This is a genomic window from Vibrio echinoideorum (assembly GCF_024347455.1).
Lineage (GTDB): Bacteria > Pseudomonadota > Gammaproteobacteria > Enterobacterales > Vibrionaceae > Vibrio > Vibrio echinoideorum.
Map to the genome: position 1 here is coordinate 1,398,556 of NZ_AP025483.1, position 13,351 is coordinate 1,411,906.

The window sequence follows — 13,351 nt, forward strand, 5'->3', positions numbered from 1 at the left end:
AAATGTGATCGGCGATCAGGATGATGTTCTTTAATCTAGAAGTATCTTGGAGCTTAATTTGTACTTAGAGCCAGGGTGGTAGAGTAATGCAAAGCTGATGAGACGCTCTTTACTCCACGTTCTTCTATTCAAAAGTAGGCAAGGCTCTGATTCAGAAAGTTTTAGTGACGTTCTGATTTGAGAGTCAGGAATAATGGCTTCAACCGTATGCTCGATAGCACTCAACGGGCAGTTTTTTGAAAGGTATTCGTTGGGCGTAGAGGTTGAAAAGTCTTGCTCTAGGTATTTTGGGGCGGCTTGAGAGTTCACCCAACGCGCTTCCAGTTGTATCGGTGCGTTGTCCGCAAAGTGTATGATTTCACTATAGAACACTTCTGCGTTAATCATCACACCTAACCGTGTAGCCGTGCTTTCATCAGCCTTAATGCTATCGTGTTTGATAACTTGGCTAGTATACGTTTGACCTCGGTCTTTGATCTCTTGTGCGATGTTGTTGATATCAAGCAAGGGAGATTGCGCTTTTTCGTCAGGCTCACAAACAAAAGTCCCCAGTCTTGGTTTTCTGATTAGCTTGCCTTCAGACACAAGATCTCGAATGGCTTTATTGACCGTCATTCGGCTTACTTTGAACTGTTCGGTGAGTTCGAGTTCTGTGGTTATCTGGTAACCCACAGGCCAGTGACCACTGATGATATTATCGTCTATGAACTGTTTTATCTGAAGGTAGAGCGGCGCTTTCGACATAATGAAACCTTATTTGACTATACAAATAGAGTAACGGAATTTTTCACGATTTCAACATTTCCTCGGGCAATGTGACCTTATTCAACATAGATAGGGCAAATTGCTTGATTCTGTGAGGCAAGTGTCGCAAATTGCTTCCCAATAACTATTCGTTAATCAAATAATTAGAAAGGGAAATAATATGTTTAAGAAATTAAAGGCCTCGTTTGGCATCGGTTCAGCAAAAGTTGATACCGTCTTAGATAATATTGACGTTTTCCAAGGTGGGGAGTTGTCTGGCAATGTTCACATTGTTGGCGGCGATGTTGAGCAACAAATCGATCTGATCAACTTGGTTCTCAACACCGAAGTAAAAATAGAAACGGAAGACAGCACCGGCTACGAAACTTTTTCACTGGGCCGTATTCAAGCCGTAGAACCTTTCGTTATCCAACCGGGTGAAACCAAACTGGTCCCATTTCGTCTTAAGTTGAATGATGAAACGCCAGTTACCGCGTTGAGCGCGCAAATGAACCAGTGCCATGTGTGGGTTGAAACCAACCTAGATATTGGCTTCGCGATTGACCCTAAAGACCGTGACTTTATTTCCGTTCACCCACTGCCAACGGTCGCTAAAATTATCCAAGGTGTTGAAGCTTCGGGCATGGCCATGGTGAAAGCAGACGTAGAGAAGGGCTTCTTAAAAGGTAACAGTTTTGCTTCACGTTCGGGTTGTTACCAAGAGATTGAATTTCGCAGCGGCGGTTTCATGAATAATAAAGAGATCGAGCTGTCATTCATCGTTGAAGGTTCAATGGTTCACTGTCTAGCAGAAATCGACCGCTCAATGAGCTTTCGAGGCGACCAATACATCTCATTCAGCTTACCAGCAAACGCGGCTGACTCAGACATTCGCAACGCAGTTTCAAGAATTATGAGTGCGTAGTTGCTCTGACTTATATAGAGCAACATAGGTTTCCAAAGTCGAACTTATCCGTTCGGCTTTTTTGTTTCTACTCTCTCGATCATAAATGGACTCACCACTGATGCCGATAAGCCAGTTGGAAGGCAACATCGGTGGAGTTGTCCATGTTAAAGATGTTTTCGATAATGGATATCTCGATCGCTGAACGTTGCATTAGGTAGCGATACCCAAGCATCATTTCATTCGCTGCTTCTGAAAATTCTGTGTCACCATCTTCCGCGCCTTCATACCATCGATACTCCAAGTGTAATTCATGGTTTTCAAATAACGTGAGCTGATAGCCTCCCATCCATGACCATGTCGTTTTCTTGTGTGAAAAGCTATTTTCTACCTGTCGATTAGACTGATTGGCGAACCCTAAGCTTGTGTAAAAGGTATTGATGTCGAGTTGGTATGCATAGTTGAATTGAGCGCTTTGCTCGTTGCTGTTTCCTTCAAAGGCGCCGTGGCTGACATTGTTGTGATAAAGGGATACACCAAAGGATAAACCGTGGTTTTCAAGGTCTATGATTTGGTATTGGGTGTAGAGGGTGAAAGCGCTAGTCAACGTGTCGCCAGAGAAGTCGCTAATATTGATGCCGTGATTTGGCGCGTAAACATCAAATTGGTGTCTGTCCTTACGATCTCGCCCTGCTTGGTCGATGCTAAATAGATCGTGATAGTTGATGGTGATTTTATCGAGATGATTATTGGCAGCATATAGCCAACGGTAATTGAGCTCGACTTGCCATGCAGTCGTTAGTTGCCATTTCAATCCCGTTTGAAGTTGGTTCTGGTAATAGTCTAAATGATAGTCGTGAGAGTTGGCCCATACACTGGCCGCGGTTAAGGCGCCAAATACTTCAACCTTGTTCGCTTCGAGTGGAAAGCCGGAGCGAAGTGTAGGGGTGTGACGCATTGATTGTAATGGTGCTTGGGTATAACTGACTAAGGGGCCGTAGTTTTTGTTGGCCCATGCCGCTGAAATGGGTGCCGTTGTGACTATTAATAACGGTAAAGATGTTATGAGCGATATTAAATTAGCCCGTTTTCCCATATGCACCTCGTCCGTGTTCAGTTGCTTCTATATAGCTTAGTTCTAAATAACGAATTTGTAGGTCCTAAATTGAAAGAGTTAAGTCGGAATAGATAAGGCAAAATCGGAAGCTAGGACAGCTCGATTCTAAAGGTGGAATAAAGGGGGGAGGGAAGCCTTTGGTTAGCACGATGAGATCTTATGAATCGGATCTACAGGAGAGTCGGGGGATTCCCTCTGTCATTGTCATTTCATATAATTTCGTTACAATGTTCGGCTACTCACAAACAGGGCATCTGTATTTGCTTCTATGTGGGTATCTTTATTATGCATATATCTCCGATCAACATACTTGTTGATTGAAAAACATATATTAAACATTTTCATGTGTTGCTTGGTGTGCAACACCACTGTAAAGGACAAATAATGCCAATTATTACTCTTCCTGACGGTAGTCAGCGTCAATTTGACAACCCTGTATCAACTCTAGATGTTGCCCTATCAATCGGTCCTGGTCTTGCGAAAGCAACCATTGCTGGTCGTGTAGACGGCGAGCGTGTTGATGCTTGTGACCTTATCGAAAACGATGCAAGCCTAGAAATCATCACAGCTAAAGATGAAGTTGATGGCCTTGAGATCGTTCGTCACTCTTGTGCTCACCTTTTAGGTCACGCTATTAAGCAGCTTTTTCCAGAAGCGAAAATGGCGATCGGTCCTACCATTGATAACGGTTTCTACTACGATATCGACCTTGAGCACTCTCTAACGCAAGAAGATCTAGAAAAGATTGAAAAGCGTATGAAAGAGCTTGCGAAGACCAAGTATCAGGTTGTTAAGAAGAAAGTTAGCTGGCAGGAAGCGCGTGACGCATTCGAAGCTCGCGGCGAAACTTACAAGATCGAAATCTTGGATGAGAACGTTTCTAAAGACGATCGTCCGGGCCTATACCATCATGAAGAATACATCGATATGTGTCGTGGTCCACACGTTCCACATATGGGCTTCTGCCAACACTTCACGTTACTTAACGTAGCGGGTGCTTACTGGCGTGGTAATAGTGACAACAAGATGCTTCAACGTATCTACGGCACTGCATTCCACGACAAGAAAGCGCTTAAGGCTCACCTAGTGCGCCTAGAAGAAGCGGCTAAGCGTGATCACCGTAAAATCGGTAAGCACTTAGATCTATTCCACATGCAGCAAGAAGCACCAGGTATGGTGTTCTGGCATCATAACGGTTGGACTATCTTCCGTGAGCTAGAAGTATTTATTCGTCAGAAACTGACAGAGTATGATTACCAAGAAGTGAAAGGCCCATTAATGATGGACCGTGTGCTTTGGGAACGCTCTGGTCACTGGGATAAGTACGCTGAAGCAATGTTCACTACTTCTTCTGAGAACCGTGAATACGCTATCAAGCCAATGAACTGTCCTGGTCATGTTCAAATCTTCAACCAAGGTTTGAAATCTTACCGTGATCTGCCGCTACGTATGGCTGAGTTCGGCTCATGTCACCGTAACGAGCCGTCTGGCGCACTTCACGGCATTATGCGTGTTCGTGGCTTCACTCAAGATGATGCTCACGTATTCTGTACTGAAGACCAAGTTCAACAAGAAGTGAAAGCTTGTATTGAAATGGTTTACGATACTTACACAACTTTCGGCTTCGATAGCATTGTTGTTAAGCTATCTACTCGTCCAGAACAACGTGTAGGTTCAGACGAAATGTGGGACCGTGCAGAGGCTGACCTTAAGCAAGCGCTAGAGGCAATGAACATTGCATACGAGATTCAAGAAGGCGAGGGTGCGTTCTACGGACCTAAGATTGAATTTACTTTGCATGATTGTTTGGACCGCGCTTGGCAATGTGGTACAGTGCAGCTCGATTTTGCATTACCAGAACGTTTAGGTGCTACTTACGTAGGTGAAGATAACGAGCGTCACACGCCAGTTATGATCCACCGCGCGATTTTAGGTTCACTAGAACGCTTCATCGGTATTCTTATTGAAGAATACGCTGGCTTCTTCCCAACGTGGTTGGCGCCAGAACAAGCAATTGTCATGGGCATTACGGACAAACAGTCTGAATATGTACAAGAAATTGCGAAAAAATTGCAAAAAAGTGGATTTAGAGTCAAAGCAGACTTGAGAAATGAGAAGATTGGCTTTAAAATCCGCGAACATACTTTGAAACGTGTACCGTTCATGCTTGTGTGTGGTGACCAAGAAATGGAAGCCGGCGAAATTGCAGTACGTACACGTAAAGGTAAGGACCTTGGCAAATTTAAAGTGGATGACTTTATTTCATACATCCAAGCCGAGGTTTCAAACCGTAAGCTCAATCTGGAGGAATAGCTATTAAAGGCGGAAGACGTGGCCAACAACCGGCCAAACAAAACCAGCACCGTTTAAACGGTGACATTCGTGGCGTTCGTGAAGTGCGTCTAACTGGCGCAGACGGCGAAGCTGTTGGTGTAGTAACAATCGCGGAAGCGATGGAAGCTGCAAATGAAGCTGGTATGGATCTCGTAGAGATCAGCCCTAACGCCGAGCCGCCAGTTTGTCGTGTGATGGACTACGGTAAGTTCCTCTTCGAGAAGAGCAAAGCTGCGAAAGAGCAGAAGAAAAAGCAAAAGCAGGTTCAGATCAAGGAAATTAAATTCCGACCTGGAACTGATATTGGAGACTATCAGGTAAAACTACGCAACCTGACTGGTTTCCTTGAAGACGGCAACAAAGTGAAGGTAACAATTCGCTTCCGTGGCCGCGAAATGGCTCACCAAGAAATCGGTGTTGACGTTCTTAATCGTTTGAAAATCGATACTGAAGAATTTGCAGTTGTCGAATCTTTCCCAACGAGAATTGAAGGTCGCCAGATGATCATGGTGTTGGCCCCTAAAAAGAAGTAATTAACGGCTTTACAAGTAATTAAACCTTGCAGCCATAGGCTGTAGGGTTTTATTCGCCCTAATTACTATGTTATTAACAACTCAACAATGCGGAGTTATTCATCATGCCTAAGATGAAAACCAACAAAGGTGCTGCTAAGCGTTTCCAGAAAACTGCTGGTGGTATTAAGTTTAAGCACGCTGGTAAACGTCACATCCTGACTAAGCGTACTACTAAGAACAAGCGTCAGCTACGTCCTAACTCAATCCTTCCAAAATGTGAAGTGGCTGCAGTTATTCGTATGATGCCATACGCTTAATTCTTTTTAGTTTATAAATTCGTTTAGTTTAGGAGAAGCATAATGCCTCGCGTAAAACGTGGTGTACAAGCTCGTGCACGTCATAAGAAAGTTCTAAAACAAGCTAAAGGTTACTACGGAGCACGTTCACGTGTTTATCGTGTAGCTTTCCAAGCAGTTACCAAAGCTGGTCAATACGCTTACCGTGACCGTCGCAACAAGAAACGTCAATTCCGTCAACTTTGGATTGCACGTATCAACGCGGCATCTCGTCAAAATGGTCTATCTTACAGCCGTTTCATCAATGGCCTTAAGAAAGCATCTATCGAGATCGATCGTAAGATTCTTGCTGACATCGCAGTATTCGACAAAGCAGCATTTGCTGTTCTAGTTGAAAAAGCGAAAGCATCTCTATAATTTAGAGTTAGCTTAAAGGTTTAAGAAAAGGAGAACTTCGGTTCTCCTTTTTTATTGCCTGTAATTTGGCTTTTGCATATTATCTCGTATCTCGTATCTCGTATCTCGTATCAGCAGTTTATCTTCCTAGATTTTATTCGCTTCGTTCTCCGTTCTGTTATATAACTTAGCCTCAATATTACCTTTAATTAACGCTAGGTTTTCTATGAACACACCTACCACTATGACGTTCTTCGAACGTTTTGAAACTGATATCCTTTCTGGCAAAAAGACCATTACGATTCGTGATGAATCTGAGCGCGATTACCAGCCTGGCAGTGTTGTAGAAGTATCAACGCTAGAGCAGGGACGTGTATTCTGTAATCTTAAGATCATTAGCGTAGAGCCAATCTTGTTTGATGACTTAGGCGAGTTCCATGCGGAGCAAGAGAACATGACGCTAGAAGTCCTGAAGGGTGTGATTCAAGATATCTACCCAGGGATCTCTGAGCTTTATGTCGTCTCTTATGAGTTGGTAGCTTAAGCCTTATTGGATTGGATTGGATTGACTAGCTAGGGATTGCAATTAATGAGTAATAACCAGCAGACACTGCTTCAGCTTTATTGTCGTGAACAACAAGACCAAACGTTACTGTCTAAGTATGACCTTGATAGTGATCTGAGTGAGAGTGCCGATTATTTAAAGTGGTGCGAGAGTAAAAGAAACTTTGTTGAAGAAGATGTCTTAGGGCGGACTTGGGTAAAAAGTTGCCCAGCAGGGTACATTACTGAGGTGCACTTTCATTCGAATGGTAGCTTAACTGAATATCGTTTGTTTGACCGGTTTGAAACCCAAGGCAATTGGTTGCTGAAAAGCGGGTTGCTGCAAGTTGAAATTAATAAAGGTGACAATCGTTACCAGTTTGATGTTGTCGCGTGTAAAGACCTCAATATTCATTCGGCAGTGGAATATAAGAATCAAGAACTCCACTCTTACCTTAAGCTTGTTCAAGTGGAAGCTAGTTAAGTCATTCGCAACATAAATAAGCCAAACTTGAGTTTTATTCTGATTGGATTCATCAAATTCCAAAGCAAAAAAAGCTAACGATTAACGTTAGCTTTTTCATTTATGGAGAAACTTGATTGAATGCTTAAGCTTGGTAGCTCTTATGCGTGATAGCTTTCGAGTTTCTTATACAGCTCTGAATTGATGTCACTTGCAGCGCAAACCGTCAATAGGTCTTCAATAAAGTACTTTAATGCACGTGCTTCAATTCGACGAATGCCTTGTTGCTGCTCTTCAGTCAGGTAACCGTAGATAGTTGCAGCTCCGAAGTCACCAAAGATCATCTGACCTTGTTCATTGACCAAGGTGTTGTGCGCGTACAAATCACCGTGACAAACTTTGTTTTGATGAAGGTGTTCAAACACATCGATCATCTGCTCGGTAATGCTATTGATCTGAGCAATTGAAAGCTCAAAGCCTTCGTTGAACGTATCGCGAGTACAGCTTTCAAGAGTAGGGGGCAAACCTAGGTTGTAATAGCTGCTTGGGATAAGTTCCATGACCAAAGCCAAATAGTCATCTTCATCAACTTGGGCAATAGATTTCACTAAATTGCCATGGTAGCCAGTCTGCAAACAAGCTTCTAGCTCATCGTGTGGGTAGCCATCACTGGTGACTTCGCCTTTGAATACTTTAACGGCCACTTCTTGTGGGAAATCAAAGTCACTGTTTAACCAGTTAGCATGAGAAATCACGCCAGATGCACCTTGGCCCAGCACTTGATTGAGTGAGTAGCATTGCGAACTCACGGCAGGCACGCTATCTAAGCTGCTTGGGTGTTTGCAAAACGGGTTACCCGCAAAGGCTAACCAAGCCAGTTTTGGTAGCTTGATAAGGAACTCTGGGAATTCAGTCAGTTGGTTTGCAGATAGGCGAACTAGCTCAAGGCTTGATAGGTTTTCCATGCTTTCTGGTAAAACGCGAATCTTGTTACCCGCTAATGCGAGTTTTTGTAGGCGTGGTCTTTCACCTAAAGAGTGAGGGAGAACCTCGATCGCATTGTCTGTCAGGATTAACCAACGTAACTGAACTGGCAAAGATTGCTCGCTAACGGTTTTGATTTGGTTCGTTTTGAAGCCAACCATTTCAAGCTTAGGAAGGGTACCGAGAACATCAGGAAGGTGCGTAAACAGGTTATTTGACGCGAAGATAATACGCAGGTTGGTCAGTTGCGATAACTCTTCAGGTAAATCTGACAGTTGATTACCTGATAGGTCTAGAATCTCAAGAGAATCAGCGAGTTCTAAGATCTCTAAAGGAAACTCAGTGAGACCTTCTGACAGTTGTAAGCGCTTAATACCTTTGAATTGCCCTGATTTTAATTGTTCTAGAGTATGCAAACCTTAGCCTTATGAATAGATGTTCGAGGCGCGTAGTTTACTTGTCTCAATCGAGAAAGGCGAGCACCGAACGATGCTCGCCTAGCTAAACTAAGTGAACGAATTTACGAGGCTAAAGCTCGATATGGTTTTGGCTAACACCGATCTCCTCAACAAAATCGCTATCATGACTCACCAAGATGAACGCGCCTTGGTATTCACGCAAAGCGGACGCCAATATTTGTTTTGAGTCGATGTCTAGGTGGTTGTCCGGTTCATCGAGCAATAGAAGCGGGGTGTCTTGTTTATGGCTGACGATTAACATCGCTAACTTCATTTTCTCGCCACCACTGAGATGAGCTACTTGTCGATATACCGAGTTTCGCTTGAATCCAATTCCAGCCAACAAGGTTCGTGCGTCACTTTCTGTTAGCCCAAAGCTGTGTGTCATCAGACTATCGAACATGGTGTCGTTGATGTCTAACAGGCCAAAGTGTTGATCCAAGTATACCGTCGCCCGTAAGCGCTTAATGGATCCGATATAGTTCGAGTGTTGGCCGTGAATAGCTTTTAACAGTGTCGATTTTCCGCACCCATTAGCCCCGGTTAGATAGTATCGTTCTCCTTGTGATAGAGAGAAGCTGATAGGATCACCAGAACCAAAACTTAGGCGACACTCTTCAACGGTTAATAGTGAGTGTTTTTTAGAAGCATTCGCTTGTTGTAGATACAATGCTTGCGGCTTCAGTTGCTCTTTTTGTTCTTTAAGAGATTGAAGTTTATGTTGGTTTTGATCCTTTAAGTTCTTGTGGTTTGTTGCCGATGCTCCTTGGGCTCGCCCTGCTTTATCTTTCATTGCATCCAATAATATCTTGGGTTGGCTACCCGACTTTCGGAGTCGGTTACCTTGAGACTCTCGTTGTTGTGCTTTTTCCTTGTTAGTCTGAGCTTGGCGCTCGAGTCGTTTCTTCTCCGATTGATGATGCGTTATCTGCTTGTCCAGAGCTTCACTTTGACTCGACATTTGCGTGAAGTAATCATCGTAATTCCCTTTGTAGAAGCGCATGCCCAAACTATTGAGGTGATAGATCCCTTCCATGTGTCTCAATAAGCTTCGGTCGTGACTGACGACAAGCACTTTACCTTCAAATAACTGACACTGCTCTAGTAACCAATTGCGTCCATCGCTATCCAAATGGTTTGAAGGTTCGTCGAGAATCAGTATGTCGTGGTTTGATACGAATAACCGATGAAGCTGTAATAGGGCGAGTTGTCCACCGCTCAATGTATGGCACGGTGTGGTCAACCCACTGGTTATTTTCAATGTGGCTAAAAGTTGCTTGGTGTTCGCTTGTAAATCCCAATCCTCCCCAACGATATTGAAGTGCTGAAGTTCGCAGCTGCCTTGTTCTATGGCGTGTAATGCGTCTAACTTTTCGGTGATCCCCAAGAAGTCAGCAATGCTGATTGCGCTATCCAATAGCTCGGAAGGTAACTGGGAGTAGAAGCCGATCGAGCCTTGTTTGGAAACACTGCCTGATGTGGGTTGCGTTTTCCCGACCAGTAACGAAAGTAGTAATGACTTTCCAGCGCCATTTCTTCCGACTAAGCCTGTCAGGCGACTGCTCAAACTAAAGGTGATATCTTTGAATAACCACTCACCAGTATCGAGTTGGAATGAGAGATTGTTGGCTAATATAGTAGGCATAGAAATACCTCCCTTTACGTGTAAACGAGTAAAAGGGGTGAGGCGCTTTTTTGCATAGATTCCTACGTGGGATTCTATGTCTAGATCGCCAAAGACGTTACTTAAGTAGGATGACAGCAAAAGATAGAGATTATCTTGCTGAAGTGCTTTCTTTATTCAAGGTGCAGATCTTAAAGAGGTTGGTCTTAAATTGACTGCTCTTCAATAGCTTGATTTTTCAAGAAATAGATGACGAAGTAACGCCCACTAACCCCGAGAGTCCAAATGATTTTTATAAAAATAAATCGGATGTCAGGATGTTAGTACTTCATTATGGCGTTATTCTCTTTTGAAATGATGGTGGGATGTTACTGAAAGAAGGTACTGGAAGTCAATATGATGAAGTGACTAAAATGTATCCAAATAATTAAAGCGCCAGTAAGGCGCTCTAGATCGTTCTTTGGAAAGCTAGATTTTTTGAAGAACGTGGGAATTACCGTTTTTGACCACCAACGGCTCGCCAACACATATCAAAGCTATCGCTGATGTACTTGGCTAATTGATCTGGTGGTAACTCATTCTGCTCAATCAACCAGTTTGCACAAATCAAAAAGTGGCTGTGGATGAAGTGCCTAACAAGATTGATGTCTAACACCATCAGCTCACCGGCTTCTTGTCCTTTCAAAACGATTTCATCTAGCGATGCGAACATCTGTGAGACGATAACTTCTCGAGTTTGAGTCGTCGGATCGAAATGAACATTGGTGAAGAACTTCATCGCAACTGGATTTTCTAACGCCCACTCAAGCCCTGTGATCCACATGAACTTTAATGCTTGATAGCGATCTTGTTCAGAGACATCTGTGTGTTTAGCCAGCGTAGTGAATAGCTCAAGTTTCAGTTCGCGAAATAGTTCATCAATTAACAGCGACTTATTCTCGAAGTGGTGAAACAGTGTCGCTTTCGCTACGCCTGCCGTTTTCGCTATTTGTCCGGTAGATGTGCCCTCTAGCCCTTGCTGAGAGAAGAGTAAGAGCGCAGCATCTAAGATTTTTTGCCTTTTTGTAATCATCTATTTAGTACTTTGAACAGAAGCTTTTTAATTGGGTTATTGTAAGGAGGGTGCATTAACTTGGTGAAGTTAATTTTTCCTCTGCTTAGAACGGTTTTAGCATGGCTAAAGGTCTTGAAGCCTTCAATGCCGTGGTAGTGTCCCATGCCTGAAGGGCCGATGCCACCGAACGGTGCATCTTCTGCTGCCACATGCACTAGAGAGTCGTTAATACAAACACCGCCAGAATGTGTGTTCGATAAGAACTGGTCTTGGGTCTGCTTATCATGACTCATCAGGTACAAAGCAAGTGGACGTTCTCTTGCCGTGATGTAGTTGATCGCTTCTTCAATAGAATCATAAGGCACGATAGGCAGAACTGGGCCAAACAGTTCTTCTTGCATTGCGACCATGTCGTCGTTCACTTCGGTTAGAAGATGCGGTGTCATTCTATGGTTCACATCGTCTTGTGCTTGTTCGGTTACCGTGTGAACAACTGCGCCTTTCGATTGCGCATCTGTAATCACACCCTTCAAGCGATTGTATTGACGCATATCGATCACTGAAGTTAAGTCTTTGCTCTCAATGCCTGCTTTATACAGCTTTTTGAAGTATTGCTTATAAGCTGTGATGAACGCATCGACTTTTTCTCGTGGCAATAAGATGTAATCAGGCGCTACACAAATCTGGCCAGCGTTTAAGCTTTTTGCAAACAGGATACGCTCAACGGCGTCAGCGATATCAAAGTCAGGGGCAATAATCGTTGGAGATTTGCCGCCCAATTCTAAAGTCACTGGCGTCAAGTTGTCGGCTGCTGCTCTCATTACGTGCTTACCCACAGAGGTCGAGCCTGTGAATAGGATATGGTCAAACGGCAGTTGGCTAAATTTCGCGGAAACGTCAGCTTCTCCTTCGATGATCGCAACCTGATCTTCACTAAAGCCTTCAGCCAACATTGCTTTCAAAACTCGATTGGTCGCAGGAGTAAACTCGGACATCTTGAGCATTGCAGTGTTGCCCGCCGCTAACGCAGTGATGAGAGGGCCTAAAGAGAGCATTATAGGAAAGTTCCAAGGAACGATAATGCCCACAACGCCTACCGGTTGATAGTGAACAGTGATCTTCGCTGGCGTTAGCATCAAGCCTGCTTTTCTACGAGATGGCTTTAACCATTTCTTAAGGTTCTTAGCACTGTAATTGATTTGGTGAAGAGAAGGGGTGATATCAGCAATCAAGCTGTCGTGTTTTGCTCGATGGCCATAATCTTCAGACACCGCATCAATCAATTGCTCTTGGTAGCGCATTAGCAACGCTTTTAATACTGAGAGATCTTTTCTTCTCTGCTCAAGCGATGGATTAACATTATTACGGTAGTGATCTTTTTGTCGGTTGAACATTTGATCCATGTCGTTGATGTTCGACGTGTTTGGTTCAAGGTCTAGATTATGACTCATAGTATTCCCTAAATCTGAAGGCTGACCGATTGATTGGTCAGTTGAAGTTACTAGAAGATATTGGTGTTTACAAGAGATGAGCGGAAAAAGTTCAATATTTGAGCGTTTACAACATTGAAGTGAGCGAGTTTTAGTTGGAAGAACGAAGTGTTAATAGGCCTCGAATCGCGGGATACAAGTTGTGTTAGTGATAGCGAGAGTTCAGATTGGGAAGTGCTCATATTTGTCACAACACTGACTTAACTTGACCAGATTAGCTAAGAATTTTATGTGTCTTTCGTATTTTATGCACCTTATCTTTTGTTAGAAAGTGCTGTAAATCTAATGCGCTTTAGCCTGTTTTTTGACCTAAAACCTTGTAATACCTTACCTGTCACTTTAAGTCGGATTGTCGATAAAAAAACGTAATCGTAACCACAAATATCAATGGTTGGACTCGCTCTTAATAATATCGGTTAATGCAGCCAA

General features: G+C 43.4%; 13 protein-coding genes. 7 read left to right on the forward strand and 6 right to left on the reverse strand.

The genetic code is table 11. The annotated features are described in order from the left end of the window. Nucleotides 1-30 precede the first annotated feature (30 nt). Nucleotides 31-744 (reverse strand): histidine utilization repressor, encoded by a 714-nt coding sequence (gene hutC / locus OCV36_RS06400; RefSeq protein ID WP_135454749.1) that lies wholly within the window; start codon nucleotides 742-744, stop codon nucleotides 31-33. A gap of 181 nt (nucleotides 745-925) precedes the next feature. On the opposite strand from hutC, the gene OCV36_RS06405 reads away from it, so the two are divergent. Further along, the gene (locus OCV36_RS06405; protein WP_135454751.1) at nucleotides 926-1,669 is read left to right on the forward strand and encodes a sporulation protein; all 744 of its coding nucleotides are present in this window, start codon (nucleotides 926-928) and stop codon (nucleotides 1,667-1,669) included. Between the two features lie 91 nt (nucleotides 1,670-1,760). Here the strand turns inward: OCV36_RS06405 and OCV36_RS06410 are convergent, their stop codons facing one another. Further along, nucleotides 1,761-2,744, reverse strand: coding sequence for a DUF3187 family protein (locus OCV36_RS06410; RefSeq protein ID WP_135454753.1), 984 nt, complete (start codon nucleotides 2,742-2,744; stop codon nucleotides 1,761-1,763). 405 nt (nucleotides 2,745-3,149) lie between these two features. On the opposite strand from OCV36_RS06410, the gene thrS reads away from it, so the two are divergent. The 6 genes from thrS to OCV36_RS06440 all read left to right on the forward strand — a co-directional run bounded on the left by thrS (nucleotide 3,150) and on the right by OCV36_RS06440 (nucleotide 7,333). Next, entirely contained in the window at nucleotides 3,150-5,078 is a 1,929-nt protein-coding gene (gene thrS, locus OCV36_RS06415) for a threonine--tRNA ligase (RefSeq protein WP_029404979.1), read from the forward strand. An 83-nt stretch (nucleotides 5,079-5,161) separates the two neighbouring features. Then, a complete protein-coding gene (gene infC / locus OCV36_RS06420; RefSeq protein WP_004733519.1) occupies nucleotides 5,162-5,632 on the forward strand; it encodes a translation initiation factor IF-3 in 471 nt (156 codons plus the stop codon). 104 nt (nucleotides 5,633-5,736) lie between these two features. Next, nucleotides 5,737-5,931, forward strand: a complete 195-nt coding sequence (gene rpmI / locus OCV36_RS06425) for a 50S ribosomal protein L35 (protein ID WP_017072916.1) — start codon at nucleotides 5,737-5,739, stop codon at nucleotides 5,929-5,931. Nucleotides 5,932-5,973: 42 nt separating this feature from the next. Continuing rightward, a complete protein-coding gene (gene rplT / locus OCV36_RS06430) occupies nucleotides 5,974-6,327 on the forward strand; it encodes a 50S ribosomal protein L20 (protein ID WP_004733517.1) in 354 nt (117 codons plus the stop codon). A gap of 205 nt (nucleotides 6,328-6,532) precedes the next feature. Beyond that, nucleotides 6,533-6,850, forward strand: a complete 318-nt coding sequence (yqfB, locus tag OCV36_RS06435; protein WP_135454755.1) for a N(4)-acetylcytidine aminohydrolase — start codon at nucleotides 6,533-6,535, stop codon at nucleotides 6,848-6,850. A 45-nt stretch (nucleotides 6,851-6,895) separates the two neighbouring features. Beyond that, the gene (locus tag OCV36_RS06440) at nucleotides 6,896-7,333 is read left to right on the forward strand and encodes a hypothetical protein (protein ID WP_135454756.1); all 438 of its coding nucleotides are present in this window, start codon (nucleotides 6,896-6,898) and stop codon (nucleotides 7,331-7,333) included. Between the two features lie 140 nt (nucleotides 7,334-7,473). Here OCV36_RS06440 and OCV36_RS06445 read toward each other — a convergent pair whose 3' ends face one another. The 4 genes from OCV36_RS06445 to OCV36_RS06460 form a co-directional block, all read right to left on the reverse strand. Further along, nucleotides 7,474-8,712, reverse strand: coding sequence for a leucine-rich repeat-containing protein kinase family protein (locus tag OCV36_RS06445; protein WP_135454759.1), 1,239 nt, complete (start codon nucleotides 8,710-8,712; stop codon nucleotides 7,474-7,476). A 112-nt stretch (nucleotides 8,713-8,824) separates the two neighbouring features. Next, on the reverse strand, nucleotides 8,825-10,399 hold the full coding sequence (locus OCV36_RS06450) for an ABC-F family ATP-binding cassette domain-containing protein (protein ID WP_135454761.1): 1,575 nt from the start codon (nucleotides 10,397-10,399) through the stop codon (nucleotides 8,825-8,827). Nucleotides 10,400-10,871: 472 nt separating this feature from the next. Continuing rightward, nucleotides 10,872-11,450, reverse strand: coding sequence for a TetR/AcrR family transcriptional regulator (locus OCV36_RS06455; protein ID WP_017072911.1), 579 nt, complete (start codon nucleotides 11,448-11,450; stop codon nucleotides 10,872-10,874). Continuing rightward, complete coding sequence (locus OCV36_RS06460; protein ID WP_135454763.1) at nucleotides 11,447-12,883, reverse strand: coniferyl aldehyde dehydrogenase; 1,437 nt, start codon at nucleotides 12,881-12,883, stop codon at nucleotides 11,447-11,449. Before OCV36_RS06460 ends, OCV36_RS06455 begins: the two co-directional genes overlap by 4 nt. Between the last annotated feature and the right edge of the window lie 468 nt (nucleotides 12,884-13,351).

Bases quoted from the DNA above. Each gene is read 5' to 3' on its own strand.
- hutC (WP_135454749.1), bottom strand. From the start codon at position 744: ATGTCGAAAGCGCCGCTCTACCTTCAGATAAAACAGTTCATAGACGAT.
- OCV36_RS06405 (WP_135454751.1), top strand. From the start codon at position 926: ATGTTTAAGAAATTAAAGGCCTCGTTTGGCATCGGTTCAGCAAAAGTT.
- OCV36_RS06410 (WP_135454753.1), bottom strand. From the start codon at position 2,744: ATGGGAAAACGGGCTAATTTAATATCGCTCATAACATCTTTACCGTTA.
- thrS (WP_029404979.1), top strand. From the start codon at position 3,150: ATGCCAATTATTACTCTTCCTGACGGTAGTCAGCGTCAATTTGACAAC.
- rpmI (WP_017072916.1), top strand. From the start codon at position 5,737: ATGCCTAAGATGAAAACCAACAAAGGTGCTGCTAAGCGTTTCCAGAAA.
- rplT (WP_004733517.1), top strand. From the start codon at position 5,974: ATGCCTCGCGTAAAACGTGGTGTACAAGCTCGTGCACGTCATAAGAAA.
- yqfB (WP_135454755.1), top strand. From the start codon at position 6,533: ATGAACACACCTACCACTATGACGTTCTTCGAACGTTTTGAAACTGAT.
- OCV36_RS06440 (WP_135454756.1), top strand. From the start codon at position 6,896: ATGAGTAATAACCAGCAGACACTGCTTCAGCTTTATTGTCGTGAACAA.
- OCV36_RS06450 (WP_135454761.1), bottom strand. From the start codon at position 10,399: ATGCCTACTATATTAGCCAACAATCTCTCATTCCAACTCGATACTGGT.
- OCV36_RS06455 (WP_017072911.1), bottom strand. From the start codon at position 11,450: ATGATTACAAAAAGGCAAAAAATCTTAGATGCTGCGCTCTTACTCTTC.
- OCV36_RS06460 (WP_135454763.1), bottom strand. From the start codon at position 12,883: ATGAGTCATAATCTAGACCTTGAACCAAACACGTCGAACATCAACGAC.